General features: G+C 68.9%; 14 protein-coding genes. 6 read left to right on the forward strand and 8 right to left on the reverse strand.

Annotation, left to right across the window (positions count from 1 at the left end; translation table 11 throughout):
- Window positions 1–284 precede the first annotated feature (284 nt).
- Both ACZ6WN_RS06625 and ACZ6WN_RS06630 read left to right on the forward strand, forming a co-directional pair.
- Entirely contained in the window at window positions 285–1,559 is a 1,275-nt protein-coding gene (locus ACZ6WN_RS06625) for an HNH endonuclease signature motif containing protein (RefSeq protein WP_465863527.1), read from the forward strand.
- A gap of 78 nt (window positions 1,560–1,637) precedes the next feature.
- Complete coding sequence (locus ACZ6WN_RS06630; RefSeq protein WP_465863528.1) at window positions 1,638–2,243, forward strand: hypothetical protein; 606 nt, start codon at window positions 1,638–1,640, stop codon at window positions 2,241–2,243.
- Window positions 2,244–2,355: 112 nt separating this feature from the next.
- Here the strand turns inward: ACZ6WN_RS06630 and ACZ6WN_RS06635 are convergent, their stop codons facing one another.
- On the reverse strand, window positions 2,356–2,802 hold the full coding sequence (locus tag ACZ6WN_RS06635) for a MarR family winged helix-turn-helix transcriptional regulator (RefSeq protein WP_465863529.1): 447 nt from the start codon (window positions 2,800–2,802) through the stop codon (window positions 2,356–2,358).
- A gap of 52 nt (window positions 2,803–2,854) precedes the next feature.
- On the opposite strand from ACZ6WN_RS06635, the gene ACZ6WN_RS06640 reads away from it, so the two are divergent.
- The gene (locus tag ACZ6WN_RS06640; protein ID WP_465863530.1) at window positions 2,855–3,439 is read left to right on the forward strand and encodes a hypothetical protein; all 585 of its coding nucleotides are present in this window, start codon (window positions 2,855–2,857) and stop codon (window positions 3,437–3,439) included.
- 10 nt (window positions 3,440–3,449) lie between these two features.
- Here the strand turns inward: ACZ6WN_RS06640 and ACZ6WN_RS06645 are convergent, their stop codons facing one another.
- The 3 genes from ACZ6WN_RS06645 to ACZ6WN_RS06655 form a co-directional block, all read right to left on the reverse strand.
- Window positions 3,450–4,220: an enoyl-CoA hydratase/isomerase family protein gene (locus tag ACZ6WN_RS06645; RefSeq protein ID WP_465863531.1), complete on the reverse strand. Its 771-nt coding sequence runs from the start codon at window positions 4,218–4,220 to the stop codon at window positions 3,450–3,452.
- A 120-nt stretch (window positions 4,221–4,340) separates the two neighbouring features.
- Window positions 4,341–5,684, reverse strand: a complete 1,344-nt coding sequence (locus tag ACZ6WN_RS06650; RefSeq protein ID WP_465863533.1) for an ATP-binding protein — start codon at window positions 5,682–5,684, stop codon at window positions 4,341–4,343.
- A complete protein-coding gene (locus ACZ6WN_RS06655) occupies window positions 5,681–6,403 on the reverse strand; it encodes a response regulator transcription factor (RefSeq protein WP_465863534.1) in 723 nt (240 codons plus the stop codon). Before ACZ6WN_RS06655 ends, ACZ6WN_RS06650 begins: the two co-directional genes overlap by 4 nt.
- A 34-nt stretch (window positions 6,404–6,437) precedes the next feature.
- Between ACZ6WN_RS06655 and ACZ6WN_RS06660 the strand changes: the two genes are divergently transcribed.
- Together ACZ6WN_RS06660 and ACZ6WN_RS06665 are read left to right on the forward strand one after the other, a co-directional pair.
- The gene (locus tag ACZ6WN_RS06660; protein WP_465863535.1) at window positions 6,438–6,773 is read left to right on the forward strand and encodes a PepSY domain-containing protein; all 336 of its coding nucleotides are present in this window, start codon (window positions 6,438–6,440) and stop codon (window positions 6,771–6,773) included.
- Window positions 6,774–6,787: 14 nt separating this feature from the next.
- A complete protein-coding gene (locus ACZ6WN_RS06665; protein WP_465863536.1) occupies window positions 6,788–7,555 on the forward strand; it encodes a hypothetical protein in 768 nt (255 codons plus the stop codon).
- An 89-nt stretch (window positions 7,556–7,644) separates the two neighbouring features.
- On the opposite strand, the gene ACZ6WN_RS06670 is transcribed toward ACZ6WN_RS06665, so the two are convergent.
- The gene (locus tag ACZ6WN_RS06670; RefSeq protein WP_465863537.1) at window positions 7,645–9,537 is read right to left on the reverse strand and encodes a right-handed parallel beta-helix repeat-containing protein; all 1,893 of its coding nucleotides are present in this window, start codon (window positions 9,535–9,537) and stop codon (window positions 7,645–7,647) included.
- A gap of 234 nt (window positions 9,538–9,771) precedes the next feature.
- Between ACZ6WN_RS06670 and ACZ6WN_RS06675 the strand changes: the two genes are divergently transcribed.
- Entirely contained in the window at window positions 9,772–10,536 is a 765-nt protein-coding gene (locus tag ACZ6WN_RS06675) for a FadR/GntR family transcriptional regulator (protein WP_465863538.1), read from the forward strand.
- A 51-nt stretch (window positions 10,537–10,587) separates the two neighbouring features.
- On the opposite strand, the gene ACZ6WN_RS06680 is transcribed toward ACZ6WN_RS06675, so the two are convergent.
- The 3 genes from ACZ6WN_RS06680 to ACZ6WN_RS06690 are packed head-to-tail and all read right to left on the reverse strand — an operon-like array spanning window position 10,588 to window position 13,709.
- Entirely contained in the window at window positions 10,588–11,460 is an 873-nt protein-coding gene (locus ACZ6WN_RS06680; protein WP_465863539.1) for a carbohydrate ABC transporter permease, read from the reverse strand.
- Window positions 11,457–12,434 (reverse strand): carbohydrate ABC transporter permease, encoded by a 978-nt coding sequence (locus tag ACZ6WN_RS06685; RefSeq protein WP_465863540.1) that lies wholly within the window; start codon window positions 12,432–12,434, stop codon window positions 11,457–11,459. The genes ACZ6WN_RS06680 and ACZ6WN_RS06685 overlap by 4 nt, the downstream gene beginning before the upstream one ends.
- Before the next feature lie 39 nt (window positions 12,435–12,473).
- Complete coding sequence (locus ACZ6WN_RS06690) at window positions 12,474–13,709, reverse strand: ABC transporter substrate-binding protein (RefSeq protein ID WP_465863542.1); 1,236 nt, start codon at window positions 13,707–13,709, stop codon at window positions 12,474–12,476.
- Window positions 13,710–13,931 lie beyond the last annotated feature (222 nt).

Here is a 13,931-nt window from a genome sequence, read left to right on the forward strand (position 1 = left end):
GCTTCGCCGGCCGCCTGCGGCGGTCCTGGACTCCGGACCAGATCGAGAAAAGATTTGGCTGGCTATCGGGGCGGCGGCCCGGGTGTGGCGCAGCGGATTCATTCCTGCGACGGATGGTGTTGATGGGGAGTGAGAGGCGGCCCTTCGGGCCGCTTACCATCCACAGGGACGACGCCGTTCGCTCACCGCGAAAACTAGGTCTGAACAGGGAAAATAGATAGTAAAGAGAGTGGTTCAGGAGTAGAATCAGAGCCATCACAACACACCTCTGAAGGAAGCACGCGATGACTCTCGGGCGCGACATCGACCACTGGGGAACCAACCCCGGCGACGCGATCGACGCCGCCCTGACCGCCATCGAAACCGCCCTCCACAAGCTCCTGGCCACCGATCCCGCCTATTGGCGCACCGCGCAGAAGAAGGACCTGCTGGAACGGTTGGAGAAGCTCCGGGCCATGCAGGCCGCACTGAAGCTGCGGGTCCTCGCATCTGCCGGTGACATCGCGGAGGAGACCGGCGCGAAAGACGCCTCGGCCTGGATGCGGGCGGAGCTCCTGGTCGACAAGGGCGAGGCGCGTTCCCAGATCAAGCTCGCCACCAAGCTCGCCAAGTACGACCTGGTCGCTGCCGGTCTGGCCGAAGGGGTGGTGTCGTTGGACAAGGCCCGGGTGATCACGAAGGCGTTGGACAAGATCAAGACCGACCCGGTCGCTACTGCCGAGCACCTGATCCTGGCCGAGAAGCTCCTGGTCGAGTACGCGCGCACGTTGACCGTGAACCAGCTGCGGATCGTGGGCAAACGGATCCTGGTCGAGATCGACCCGGTCCGGTTCGAGGACGCCGAAGCCCAGGCCCTGCTGGCTGAGGAGGAACGGGCCCAGCAGAGGACCGCGTTGCGGGTGTGGGACAACCACGACGGCACCGTCGGGTTCGAGGGGGTGCTCCCGGTCTCGATGGGGATGCGGTTCAAGCGGCTGGTGGAGGCCTATGCCCAGCCCCGCAAGCAGCAGCTGGTCGCCAAGGGTGCCCCGTTGCCGCCGTGGGAACGGCTGATGGGCCAAGGGTTCGCGCGGTTGTTGGAGACCATCGACCCCGCCGCGCTGCCCCGCCACGGGGGTGATGCGACCGTGGTCAACGTGGTCATCAGCCTCGAGGAGCTGCGTAAGGACCTCGGGATCGCGACCCTGGGCTATGACGAGACCAACGGCACCACGATCACCGCAGCCGAAGCCCGGCGGATGGCGTGCAACGCCACCATCATCCCCTGGGTCCTCGGTGGAGACGGCGAGGTCCTCGACGCCGGCCGAGGCAGCCGGTTCTTCCAACCCATCCAGCGCAAAGCACTCCGGTTGCGGCAGAAATGCTGCCAGGCCGAGGGCTGTGACATGCCCCCGGAATGGTGCGACGCCCACCACCTCGACCCCTGGGCCGCCGGCGGGAAGACCGATCTCAAAGACGGGGCACTGCTGTGCCCCCATCATCACCGGCTGGCGCACAACCCCGCCTACGTCCACGAGCGACTACCGGATGGCACCATCCGATTCACCCGCCGACCCTGATTCTGATCATGACCGCGGGCCACTTTCCGTCCACAACCTGGCCTCGATCCGAGTTATCCACAGCCTCGAGGTCGCTCCTTGCCCGACTTCTGTGAGCCGAGAATCGTGGGGCCCATGGGATACCAAACAGACTTCGTCGGATACCTGCAGATACTGCCTGAGCTCAACGAGGACGAACGCGAGCTCGTCAACCGGATCTCCGGCTCGGTCTTCGTCGACCGCCGCGAAACCGGGTTGCAAGCACTCGACAACGACAACGCCGCCGCGCTGGCACTCCAGAGAACAGCGCCTCGCGGATGGTCCAACTGGTCGGCCCGCCCACAGGGCTGCTGTCTGAGCTACGACGGCGGGGACAAGGCCAACCACATGGTGCCCTGGCTGAAGTTCCTCATGTCGACATACCTGACGCCCGGCGCGGCCGCTTCCGGCCGCGATGGGTTCGAGACCTTCACCTGCGACCACGTTCTCAACGGGATGGTGGTCGGTTCCCGACGGGACAACCGGGAGCTCTACTCGATCACGGCGCGCGACAACGACATCGAGGTCGAGCTGCTCTGGCCGGGGGTCAGGGACTGGAGCAGCTACCCACCGCTTGCCTACCAAGCCGAGATCGACCGTTTCCGCCAATGGGTGGTCGATCAGCCGTCGGTCGAGACTCCAGAGGACTGGCCGCGATGGTCCTAGGACGCCTCCAGCAACGCAGCGCTTCGGGAGCCGCACCGAAGCGGCGGCCGTGCTCGCCTCGGTGACCGCAGGCGGCACCGACGGCAGCCCGGTCCTCGAGGCCGACTGAGGTTCAGTCGCCGGACTCCAGTCGCTCGGTCTCGGCCCGCAGCGCCTCGATCACTCCCGCGACCCAACGCCCGATGGCGGCGAGCTCCTCCTGGTCGAAGCCTCGGTTCATCTCCTCGATCCGTCGAGCGAGCCCGGCCGCCGTCGGGCGCGAGGTCCGCCGGAAGTGAGGCGTGGTGTGGATCCGAAACGACCGGCGATCACGCGAGCTGCGCTCCCGACGTACGTAGTCGGCGGCGACCAGCTTGTCGACGATCTTGGTGACGGCGGCGTTGCTCAGGCCGGTGGCGGCCGAGAGCTCCCCGGGGGTGATGCCGTCGGGATGGCGGGCGACGAGATCGAGCATCTTGTGCTCGCTGTTGCCGACGCCCAGCCGGCGGGCGATGGCCTCGTGGAACATCACCACATGGAGGCTCAGCTCGGAACCGAGCCGGTTGCCGTCCTCGGACATGTGGACTCCTAATTTGTTTCACCTTGGTGAAACAACAGGCTAGTCTCCGGCCATGAAGATCGAGCTCTCGCCACCCCGGTCGGCCGCTGGTTCCCTCACCTTCGCCGGTGCCCTGCTCCGGTGCTACCTCGCCGCCCTGCTCGTGGGCACCCCGCTCGCGGCACTGCTGCTGACCCCGGGGCTGATGCGGAGCCGGGTCGCCCTGGTGCCGGGGATCACCTCGTTCGGGATCACCGCTTTCCTGGTGCTGTCCTTCCTGCTGATCGCGGTGGCGCCGCGGCTCTCGGCCCGGGTCACGCCCGGCGCCGGATGGCGACCGGGACTCGTCGGCAAGGTCGGCCCCGCACTCCGTCGCGAGCTTCCCCGCCAGTGGTGGGGCCGCGCCGGCGAGGCTCTGCTGCTCTTCGTCGCCTCCCAGCTGACCGGCGGCTTCATCGCCTGGATGATGCCCTACATCTGGGCCGACCCGGCCTCGCCCGACGACCACGTGGTCTGGGTGCTCCACTACCCCAACTACGCGACCCAGGCGGTCTCGATGTACCTCGTCATCTGCCTGGCGGCCGCCTGGTTCGGCACCCGGCTGCGCCAGCTGGCCGTCGGCATCGACTTCGTCGACCAGGGACAGCCGGTGTCCTAGCCTCGCCGGATCAGCGTCCGAGCACAGCGCGGAGCCGGCCCACCTGAGCGGTGCGCTCGGCGAGACGCTGCTCGTCGAGGCTCCGTACCGACGCAGCCGCCAGGAGCTCGTGCGTACGCCGCACCGCGGTCACATCGTGGGCGACGAGCGAGGCGACCAGGCCGGAGAGCGTGGCGTCCAGCTCGGCCGCGGGCACCACGCTCTGCGCGAGCCCGATCCGCTCTGCCTCGGCGGCGCCCACCTGACGCGCGGTGGCACAGATCTCCAGCGCTCGCGAGTAGCCCACGGCCTCCACCAGCGGCTTGGTCCCGGCCAGGTCGGGCACCAGCCCCAGCGCCGGCTCCTTCATGCAGACCCAGGCGTCCTCGGCCATGATCCGCAGGTCGCACGCCAGCGCCAGCTGGAACCCGGCACCGATGGCGTACCCGTCGACGACGGCGATCGAGATGAACCTCGGGTCGGTCAGCGCCACGAACGGCCGCTGATACTCACCTATCAGGTCGATGACCTCCTGGTCGCTGCGCGCCAGCGTCGCCACCAGGCTGCCGTCCACGCCGGTCTGCCCCGGGTCGACCAGCGACAGGTCCAGTCCCGCGGAGAACGTACCGCCCGCCCCGCGCACCACCACGACCCGCACCTCGTCCGGAAGCGACTCGAGGAACCCCGCGATCGCCGCCCACATCGCCGGATGCTGCGCGTTGCGTACGTCCGGACGGTCCAGCAGCACCGTCGCCACCACGCCGTCGACACTCAGAGCGACACCCGGCTCGTTCACGTTCATGGCTTGTCGATCCCTTCGAGGAGGAGTACGTCAGGCGACGCGTCACACCAACGTAGAGGACCGTGCGTACCGGTGCGACGGGGCCCTGCGCGCGAGACCCGTCCGGGTCGATACCGAGGCCTAACGATCGTGCGGGGAGGCAACCAGCAGACGTACGCAGGTGCGGTCGCCGACACGATCGGCCTCGATCGTGCCGCCGTGCGCCCGGGCGATCTCCCGGACGATCCTCAGGCCGAGGCCGGAGTCTCCGAGCGGCGACGAGAGGTCCGCGGGGAAGCCGTCGCCCTCGTCGGCGACCGTGACGACAGCGCTGCCGGGTGCGGCACTCACGGCGACCTCGATGTCACCGGCACCGTGCCGGATCGCGTTGTCGACGAGGTTCGACAGGGCACGGTCGAGGCGGGTGGCGTCGCCGTGGACGTGGACGGGGCCCGGCGCGATCAGCTCGATGCGCCGGCTCCCGGCCGCCGGCCGGAACCTTTCCACGACGCGGGCGGCCAGGTCCACCAGGTCGACCGGGCGGGACTCGATCGGCAACGAGTCCCCGGAGCCGGCCTGCGCGAGGAGGTCCTCGGCCAGGGCGATCAGGCGGCGCACCTCCTCCTCGACCGAGCGCAGGGCGAGCCGCAGCTCCTCGGGGGTCCGCTCCCCTGCCAGCGCGAGCTCGATCTCGGTGCGCATCAGTGCCAGCGGCGTACGCAGGTCGTGGCTGGCATCGGCGACGAACCTGCGCTCCCGCTGCAGGGCGTCGTCGAGACGGCCGATCATGGCGTTGAGGGTGAGCGCGAGGCGGCGCAGCTCGTCGTCGGCCTCCGGGACCGGGAGGCGCTCGCCCGCGCTGCGCGCGGAGATCGTCGCCGCCCGCGAGCGCATCCGCTCGATCGGTCGCAGGCCCACACCGGCGACGAGATATCCGAGCCCGCCGGCGACGGCCAGAGCCAGCGGTGCGGCGATCAACAGCTGACTGCGCAGCGCGGCGAGCGCCTCGTCGGCGTCCTCGCGCGAGGTACCGACGACCAGGAAGCCCTCCTCGACCGGCTCGACCAGGAGAAGGAGCCGCTCCCGTTCCGGAACAGGTTTCCCCGCGGCCGCGGCATCGTCGTCCAGGACGGTCACCGTCTTCTCGAGCCAGCCGTCCCTCCGGGACGCCCGGAGCTCGCCGGGGTCCAGGAGCGGGTCGGCGACGAGGCGGGAGGACGCCTCGAGCTCACCGCCCACGGTGAGGACCTGGGCATGCACCTCGCCATCGAGGTTCGAGACGGCCTCCAGCAGGTCGCGCCCCTGCTCGGCCTCGAGCCGGTCGGCCTCGGCACCGACCGAGTCACGCAGGCGGTCCTCCAGCGCATCGCTCACCCGCAGCTGCACCAGGATGCCGAGGCCGGTGATCGCGACCGCGGTCGCGGCCAGGAAGGCGAGCGCGACCCGGGTGCGCAGCGGCCACCGCGCCGGCGGCCAGCCCCTCATGACGTCTCCGCGGTGAGTCGGTAGCCCACGCCGCGTACGGTCCGCAGGGTGTTCACCCCGAAGGGCCGGTCGATCTTCGCGCGCAGGTAGCGCACGTAGACGTCGACGACGTTGGAGGTGACGTCGTGGTGGCCGCCCCACGCCAGCGCGAGCAGCTGATCGCGGGTGAGCACCTGGTCGCACCGGCGCATGAGCGCCTCCAGGAGGGTGAGCTCCCGCGTCGAGAGCGACAGCTCGGTCGACCCCCGCCAGACCCGCCGTGCGGCCGGATCCATCCGCAGGTCCCCGACCTCCAGCATCACGGGCCTCGGCACCGGGCCGCGCCGGGCGAGCGCGCGCATCCGTGCCAGCAGCTCCTGGAAGGCGAACGGCTTGGCCAGGTAGTCGTCGGCACCGCTGTCCAGGCCGGCGATGCGATCGGCCACCGCCGTGCGCGCGGTCAGCATGAGGATCGGGGTCCACACCCGCGCCGCCCGCAGCCGGCGGCAGACCTCGAACCCGTCGATGTCGGGCAGCATCACGTCCAGCAGCATCACGTCGTACTCACCACCGCGTGCCGCGGCAAGCCCCTGAGCGCCCGTCGTGACCGAGTCGACGACGCCACCGCGCTCGGTCAGCCCACGGGAGACCAGCGCGGCGAGCTTCTCCTCGTCCTCGACCAGCAGGACCCGCACATGCTCATCGTAGGCGCGCAGATGAGCGCCGGATGAGAGACTCATCGACTCCTCATCCGGCCGCCGTAGCGTCGACGGCATGAACCCGAAAACCACCCGCAAGCGCACCGCCGTGGTCCTCGCGGCCGCGGCCGTGGTCACCGCCGGGACCGTCGGTGCGGCCCGCGCCCTGTCCGGCGACGACGACACCCACGAACGACCCATCCCCGCCTCCGATCGCGACCGGGCCGAGCAGGCCGCGCTGGAGGAGACCGGCGGCGGCACCGTCACCGGGACCGAGGTCGACGACGAGGAGAGCAAGTACGAGGTCGAGGTGACCCTCGGCGACGGCCACCAGGTCGACGTCCAGCTCGACGAGGACTTCCGGGTCGTCGGCACCGATGGCGACGGCGACTCCGGCCCGGACGACGACTGACCCGAGGACGTACGATGCCTCGCCTCGCCGCCGCCCTCGTCGGTTGCCTCTTGGCCGCCACCGGCTGCGGCGCCCGGAGCGAAGCGCTGCCGCAGTCCGGCGAGCCGGTCGAGCTCGACCCCGCCGAGCTCACCGCGGATGTCACGAACCCCTGGTTCCCGCTCGAGCCGGGCACCCGCTGGACCTACCGCGAGACCACCGAGGACGGGGAGACCGTCGAGGTGGTCGTCACCGCCACCTCGGTGACCCGCGAGATCGCCAACGGCGTCACCGCCCGGGTCGTACGCGACACCGTCACCCTCGACGGCGAGACCATCGAGGACACCCTCGACTGGTACGCCCAGGACGAGGCCGGCACGGTCTGGTACCTCGGCGAGGACACCGCGGAGCTCGAGAACGGGGAGATCACGACCCGCGAAGGGTCCTTCGAGGCCGGCGTGGACGACGCCCAGGCGGGCGTGATCATGCCCGCCTCGCCCGAGGCCGGGATGACCTACCGGCAGGAGTACTCCGAGGGCGAGGCAGAGGACAACGGCGAGATCCTCGACCTCGGCCGGCGCGCCGTCGTCCCCGCCGGGACGTACGACGACTTGGTCAAGACCGCCGACACCACCCCGCTCGAGCCCGACGTGCTGGAGCACAAGTACTACGCACGAGGCGTCGGGCTGGTCCTCACGATCGACAAGGACGCCGGTGGTCGCGAAGAGCTGCTCTCGGTCACCCACGTCTCCCCCGCGCAGGCGCGCCGCGCCGGATCGGCGCGGCTGGGCGAGGCGTACTGATCGCAGGCCCGGCGCGACGCGCCGGGCCTGCGATGGTGGTGCTCCCGACATGAGGCCGGGTCGAGCGGGCAGCCGCCCGCGGGGCGTCCCTAGGAGCGGGCCTCCTCGATCTGGGCGCTCACGTCGTAGGGGAACTCCGAGGTGATGCCGATCTTGTCGTACTCCATCTTCGAGGCGTCGAACCCGTCGTTCCAGTTGCCGTTGGTGACCTCGTTGCACTGGTAGGACTGGTAGGACTGGTCGGTGGTCTCGCCGACCTCGATGTTGGCGAAGGAGAACCCGCAGCCACCGGCGTCCATGTGGATGCCGCGCGTGCCGGAGTCGGGCATCTCCCCGACCGGGTCGGTCAGCACGTCACCGATCACCATCTGCTCCACCGTGTTCTTGATCGGGTGCGGCTCCTGGTTGGCCACGCCGTAGGTGTAGAACGCACCCATGTCACCGGAGTCGAGGCCGGCGTTCTGGATCTCGATGTAGCGGAAGGTGTTGTTGTCGGTGTACTGCTCGCCGTCGACGACCTCCGGACGCGACTCCAGGCTGATGCCGTATCGCGCGGAGTGGTTGACGAAGATGTTCTCGACCAGGTTGTTGCCGGTGTCCATCAGCTCGACCCCGGACGCGTCGCCGGGCACCAGCTCGCCGATGTGGTCGATGAACACGTTGGAGATCGTGTGCCCGTGGCTCAGGTCGCCCTCACCGGGCCAGCCGCCCTCGATCTTGATGGCGTCCGCACCGATGTTCTCGAACCAGCTGTTGGTGACCTTCAGCCCCTCGTTGGCGAACAGGGCGTAGACACCCATGAACCCGGTGTCGGAGACGTGCAGGTTGGTCAGCGTGATGTCCTTGGTGTTCTCCAGCGTGATCGCTCCGAACCGGTTGCGCGGCATCTCGATCTGCCGGTCGTACTCGGGGTACTTGTGCGCATCACCCGAGTCGCCCGCCGAGATCCAGCCCGACCGGTACCAGTCGGTGAAGTCGCTGTGCTGGATGCCGATCCCGTCGAAGGTGATGTTCTGCGCCCGGCGCTCCGGCGTCGCGCCCTTCACGTCGATCAGCTTCTTCACCGTCGGTGCCATGATCCGCACCTTGGAGATGTCACCCTTCGGCTTGTAGTAGACCTCGTTGTTGGCGTAGTCGAAGTAGTACTCACCCGCCTGGTCGAGGAACGGCAGCGCGTTCTGGATGAAGTAGCGCGAGCCGCCGCCGCTGTTGACCAGCGCGTAGCGCGTCCAGTACTTCAGCGTGGTGAAGCCCTTGCGGTAGTCGGCCCCGCCGATCGGCACGATGTCGGTGAACCAGCTCCAGGAGCCGCCGGACCACACGGTCAGCTGGGCGTTGGCCAGGGGGTTGCTGGTCGGGGTGTCGTCCCACGCCGGGTCCCAGTCACCGTCCTCCCAGTAGAGCCACTGCCGCACGGCCTCCTTCTCGGGCTCACCGAGCTTGGAGAAGAGGTACGGCCCGTGGGAGTCCACCGAGCCGCGGTTGGGGTAGCGGGCGACCTCGGCGCGCGCACCGTCCTCGAACAGCGTGTAGAACCGCTGGCCAGGCTCCACCTTGGTCTTGTAGATCCCGTCACGGAACGGCTCCCAGCCGGTCAGCTCCTTCGCACCGGTCAGGACGGCCTTGCCGGGACCGTCCACCGAGCGATAGACCACGTCATGGCCGTTGCTGCCGCTGTCGCGGTCGTCGAGCTCGAGGGTGGAGTCGACCTGGTACTCACCGGCCCGCACGTTCACCGTGACGTCGCAGCCCATCCGCGCATTGAGCTTCTTGTCACGGATCTCGTCGCGAGCCCGCTCCAGCGTCGCGAACGGCGCACCCTCCGACCCAGCGGCCTGGTCGCTGCCGTCGGGCGAGACCCAGAGGGCCTTGCACTTTCCTCCCGCCGCGTCGGCGGTTCCCGTGGTGACCGCGAAGCCGGTGACCGCGACGACGGCCGCCGCGGCCAGCGCGCCGAGGCGGCGCGTCATTGGTTGCTGCATGGTCCGTTCCCTTCTCTATGGGGGCGGAGCGCCCCGCGAGAGGCAGAAGACCCACCCGAGGGGTGGCTGTGCGGCCTCCGAGACGAGCTCCGTGTGACATACGCCACGCAACTAGGGTGATGTCATACATATGACGTGTCAAGAGCTGGTTGGATGATGAGATGCTTCGCGCACGGCCACGCCGTACCGCTATCCACGCGCGGCGGCGACGTACGATGTCCTACACTTCCCGTTATGCCGCAACCGCTTTCCCGGACCACCACGGTCCTCTCTCAGCCGCGTGACCGGCAGCCGATGCTCGGTGTGGTGGTCGTCGAGGAGCTCGTGGACGCGATCGTCTCCGGCCGCCTGGCTCCAGGTGACGCGCTGCCGCCCGAAGGCCCGCTCAGCGAGCAGTTCGGCGTGAGTCGCACCGTCGTGCGCGAGTCCGTGAAGCGCATCGAGGAGAAGGGCCTGGTCACGATCGCGCGCGGGCGCGGCACCGAGGTGCGCCCGATGACGGCGTGGAACACCATGGACCGAGTGGTCCTCACTGCCTTGATCAAGCACGACGAGACGCTGGGCATCCTCGACGAGCTCAGTGTCGTCCGTGCCCAGCTCGAGTCGGTGATGGCGGCGGAAGCGGCCCAGCGACGAACGGACGAGCAGGTCGCCGAGCTCGACCGGGCGATGCAGCGGATGCGGGAGAGCACCGCCGACGAGGATGTCTTCCGCGCCGCCGACCTGGCTTTCCACGAGACCGTCATGGAGCTGTCCCGCAACAGGCTCGCCGGCAACATCGCTCGTACGCTCATGGACCGGGCGCTGGAGAGCTCGCGCTACCACGGTGTCGACACGCCCGACGCGTTCGCGCTGACCCTGCGCGAGCACGAGGCCGTGCACGCCGCGATCTCCGAGGGCGATCCCGTCCGGGCACAGGACGCGATGAACAACCACATCCTCGAGGCGTGGCGCCGCCGCAGGCTGCCGTTGCCCGACGCGGGCAGCCGCGAAGACTGACCCGCGCCACACCCTCCGTCGTGTGCGGGCGGCCGGCTGGCCGCCCGCACCTCAACCCTTGACCGCTCCGGCGGCCAGGCCGCTCATCACCCAGCGCTGGGTGAGCACGAAGATCACCAGGATGGGCAGCACGGCGAGCAGCAGCGTGGGGAACACCTGCGTGTAGTCGGCGGAGTACTCCCCCACCGAGGCGTAGACACCGGTGGTGACCGTGTAGAGGCCCGAGCCGGGGCCCAGGATGAGCTGCGGACTGGCGAAGTCGTTCCACACGCTCAGGGTGTTCAGGATGAACACCGTCGCCACGATCGGCTTCATGAGCGGCAGGATGATCGTCCACAACGTCCGGTAGGGACCGGCACCGTCGATCGCCGCCGCCTCGTCGAGCGAGGCGGGCAGCATCCGGATGAACCCCGTGAAGACGAAGATCGTGAACGGCACCGTCGCCGAGGCCATGAAGAGCACCAGCCCCGGGAACGTCGACATCAGCCCGAGAGCCCGGAGCACGAAGATCACCGGCACGAGGATCACCTGGGTGGGGATGAACATGCCGGAGATGAAGAACAGCAGCGCCGCACCGAAGACCGGTCGCGGCGAGCGCGCGATGACGTACGCCGCGGGCGCGCACACGCCGATGGAGACGATGTTGACGCAGATGACCAACCCGATGGTGACGGCGTAGCCGAACGCGATGTCGAAGTCCGGGTTGTTCCAGGCCGCGACGAGATGCTCCAGCGTGAACTGGCCGGGCGACAGCGAGAAGGGTGTGCTGACGATGTCGCGCTGGTCCTTGAACGCGTTGACGACCAGGAGGTACATCGGCACCAGCATGAACAGGCACAACGCGGTGACCGCGGCGTACCAGGCAGGCGTACGTCGCTCGCCGCTCAGGCTCCGGCGGGCCGTCAGCGCTCGCAGGGCGCTCATTCCTGGGCCCCCTGGTCGTGACGGCGTCGCAGCGCGAGCACGCCGAACGCGAGGATCGCAGCGACCAGGATGAGGACCACGGCCTCGGCCGAGGCCAGCCCGACCTGCCGCTTGGGGAACTCCACGGCGAGGATCTGGTAGGCGAAGGTCTTCGTGGAACCCGCCGGCCCACCCCCGGTCAGGGAGACGACGATGTCGTAGGTCTTGAGCAACGAGATCATCGAGGTGATCAGGGCCACCGTCACCGACGGCGCCAGAGCCGGCCAGGTGACGTGGCGAAAGGTCTGCCAGCGGTTGGCGCCGTCCATGCGCGAGGCCTCCAGGAGCTCGGCGGGCACGGCCTGGAGCCCGGCGAGATAGATGAGCAGCTGGACGCCGAACTGCGCCCAGGCGATGACGAGGATCAGGGTGGCGAGCGCCCAGGTCTCGTCGCTGAGGAACGGGAGCGGGCTGCTGCCCACGTTCTCCAGCAGCGAGTTGACGGCGCCCTGCGGGCCCAGGATCGCCGACCAGAGGAAGCCGACCACGATCAGGCTGAGCACGTGCGGGTAGAACATGACCACCCGGGCGAACGCGGTGAAGCGGGTGGTGCGCCACAGCAGGAGGGCCAGGCCCAGTGCCGCGGCGTTGATCACCATCGACCCCGCGACCGCGACGATCGCGGTCACGACCATGGAGCCTCGGACATCAGCGGACTCGAAGAGCCTGAGGTAGTTGTCGAAGCCGACGATCTGCGGGGTCTGGGTGGGGAAGCCGTTGTAGTCGGTGAAGCTGTAGTAGAGGGCGTAGCCGACCGGGACGACGAGGAGGCCGACGAAGACCACCAACGCGGGCAGCACCATCGAGGCCTCCACCCACCCAGAGGTGCGCGGACGGGAACCCGATGACCTGCCGATCAGCCGGCCGGGCCGGGCCCGTCCCTCCCGCGGCAGGTCCGCTGCCACGGGAGGGCTGTCGGTGCTGCTGGCGCTCATGAGAGCCATCATCGTCCTCCTCGTCGTGGCCCCGAGGGGTCAGCCATTCTGCTCGGCCCAGTCGTCGAGCGCCTTCGCGGCGTCCTCGGGGCTGGTTCCGGTGTAGAGGCTCTGCACGATCTCGGTGAACTTGTCGTTGAGTCCGACGACGGGCAGGCGGATGTCGCCCGCGCCCTCGCCCACCGCCACCAGCTCGGGCGCCTCATCGATGATCGCCTGGATCTCCGCCGCGACCGGCGACTGCTCGACGGCAGCGCCGGCACGGAACACGCCGTCGGCGGTCAGCTGGCTCTCGATCGCGGCCTCGTCGGTCACGAGGTACTCGACGAGCTGGAGGGCTTCCTCGGAGTGCTCGCTACCGGCGTAGACCATGTAGGGGCTGGCCATGGTGGCGCCCTGCGGGCCGGGGTAGGCCATGCCCTCGTCCACCGGCGGGGAGAAGACGCCCACCTCGAAGGGGAGCTTGCCGGCGTTGTCGATGCTGGCGACGAGCCAGCTCCCGAGCGGGTACATCCCGACCTTGCCGTCCATGAAGTTGGCGTCGGCCGTGGTCGGGTCGAGGCCGACATCGGTCTTCTTGATGTAGCCGTCGCCCAGCCACGTCGCGTAGTGCTCGAACATCGGCTCGAAGGCGTCACCGAGGGTCAGCTTCTCGTCGGCGACGGCCGCCTGCCACTCGGGCTGCTCGGTGTTGAGGGTGGGGTGCCACAGCTGCTGGAGCTGGAGGCCGGTCTCCCACTGGCCCGCCGTCTGGAGCGGGGTGTAGCCGGCTTTGGCGAGCTTGCCGAGCGCGGCGTCGAACTCGTCCCAGGTCTGCGGCGTGGCCGTGATGCCGGCCTTCTCGAAGGCCGTCTTGTTGTAGTAGACGAGGGACTGCGCCTGGGAGCCGACGCCGGCGACCAGCCGCTTGCCGTCGATGGCGTAGGTGTCGACCATCGGAGTGTCCTCGACCCAGCTCTCCTCGGTGAGGTCGAGCACCTCGGGGGCGATCTGGTCGTCCGGGAAGATCGACTGCACTACGTCGGGCGCGGTGCCTGCCGCGAGCTGGGAGCTGAAGGTCTCGCTCACGTTGGTGCCCGTCGGGCCCTCGATCTTGACGTCGATGCCGGTCTCGTCCTCGAAGGGCTTCACCAGGTCGTTCCAGAAGTCCTTGGTGAGGTTGTCGGTCAGGTTGACCAGCACCCGCACCTCCTTGCTGTCATCGCTGGCGGCGCCGTTGCCTCCGCAGGCCGCGGTCGCGATCAGGGGAAGCAGAACGGCTGCGACAGCACCCACCCTCCACAAGCGTCGTGTCTCCACAGGAATCTCCGTTTCGTCGTCCGTCGATCTTCACCCGACGGAAGTTGTTCGCGTGGACTCTGGCGAATCGGACGGCCGACCACCGGAGTGAGGAAAGCGCTATCCCGGGCGCCAACGTGACGAAGATAACACATCTTATGTTTGAATAGGCAAGCCCAGTTCCAGCCGTTCTCGAAACGGCACCGACCGCCTCGACAC

The sequence above is a fragment of the Nocardioides sp. NPDC054178 genome, assembly GCF_055585005.1.

Excerpts from the sequence above, each read along its gene's own strand:
- ACZ6WN_RS06675 (WP_465863538.1), top strand. The coding sequence starts at position 9,772 with ATGCCGCAACCGCTTTCCCGGACCACCACGGTCCTCTCTCAGCCGCGT.
- ACZ6WN_RS06660 (WP_465863535.1), top strand. The coding sequence starts at position 6,438 with ATGAACCCGAAAACCACCCGCAAGCGCACCGCCGTGGTCCTCGCGGCC.
- ACZ6WN_RS06645 (WP_465863531.1), bottom strand. The coding sequence starts at position 4,220 with ATGAACGTGAACGAGCCGGGTGTCGCTCTGAGTGTCGACGGCGTGGTG.
- ACZ6WN_RS06670 (WP_465863537.1), bottom strand. The coding sequence starts at position 9,537 with ATGCAGCAACCAATGACGCGCCGCCTCGGCGCGCTGGCCGCGGCGGCC.
- ACZ6WN_RS06685 (WP_465863540.1), bottom strand. The coding sequence starts at position 12,434 with ATGAGCGCCAGCAGCACCGACAGCCCTCCCGTGGCAGCGGACCTGCCG.
- ACZ6WN_RS06680 (WP_465863539.1), bottom strand. The coding sequence starts at position 11,460 with ATGAGCGCCCTGCGAGCGCTGACGGCCCGCCGGAGCCTGAGCGGCGAG.
- ACZ6WN_RS06665 (WP_465863536.1), top strand. The coding sequence starts at position 6,788 with ATGCCTCGCCTCGCCGCCGCCCTCGTCGGTTGCCTCTTGGCCGCCACC.
- ACZ6WN_RS06655 (WP_465863534.1), bottom strand. The coding sequence starts at position 6,403 with ATGAGTCTCTCATCCGGCGCTCATCTGCGCGCCTACGATGAGCATGTG.
- ACZ6WN_RS06640 (WP_465863530.1), top strand. The coding sequence starts at position 2,855 with ATGAAGATCGAGCTCTCGCCACCCCGGTCGGCCGCTGGTTCCCTCACC.
- ACZ6WN_RS06635 (WP_465863529.1), bottom strand. The coding sequence starts at position 2,802 with ATGTCCGAGGACGGCAACCGGCTCGGTTCCGAGCTGAGCCTCCATGTG.
- ACZ6WN_RS06650 (WP_465863533.1), bottom strand. The coding sequence starts at position 5,684 with ATGAGGGGCTGGCCGCCGGCGCGGTGGCCGCTGCGCACCCGGGTCGCG.
- ACZ6WN_RS06625 (WP_465863527.1), top strand. The coding sequence starts at position 285 with ATGACTCTCGGGCGCGACATCGACCACTGGGGAACCAACCCCGGCGAC.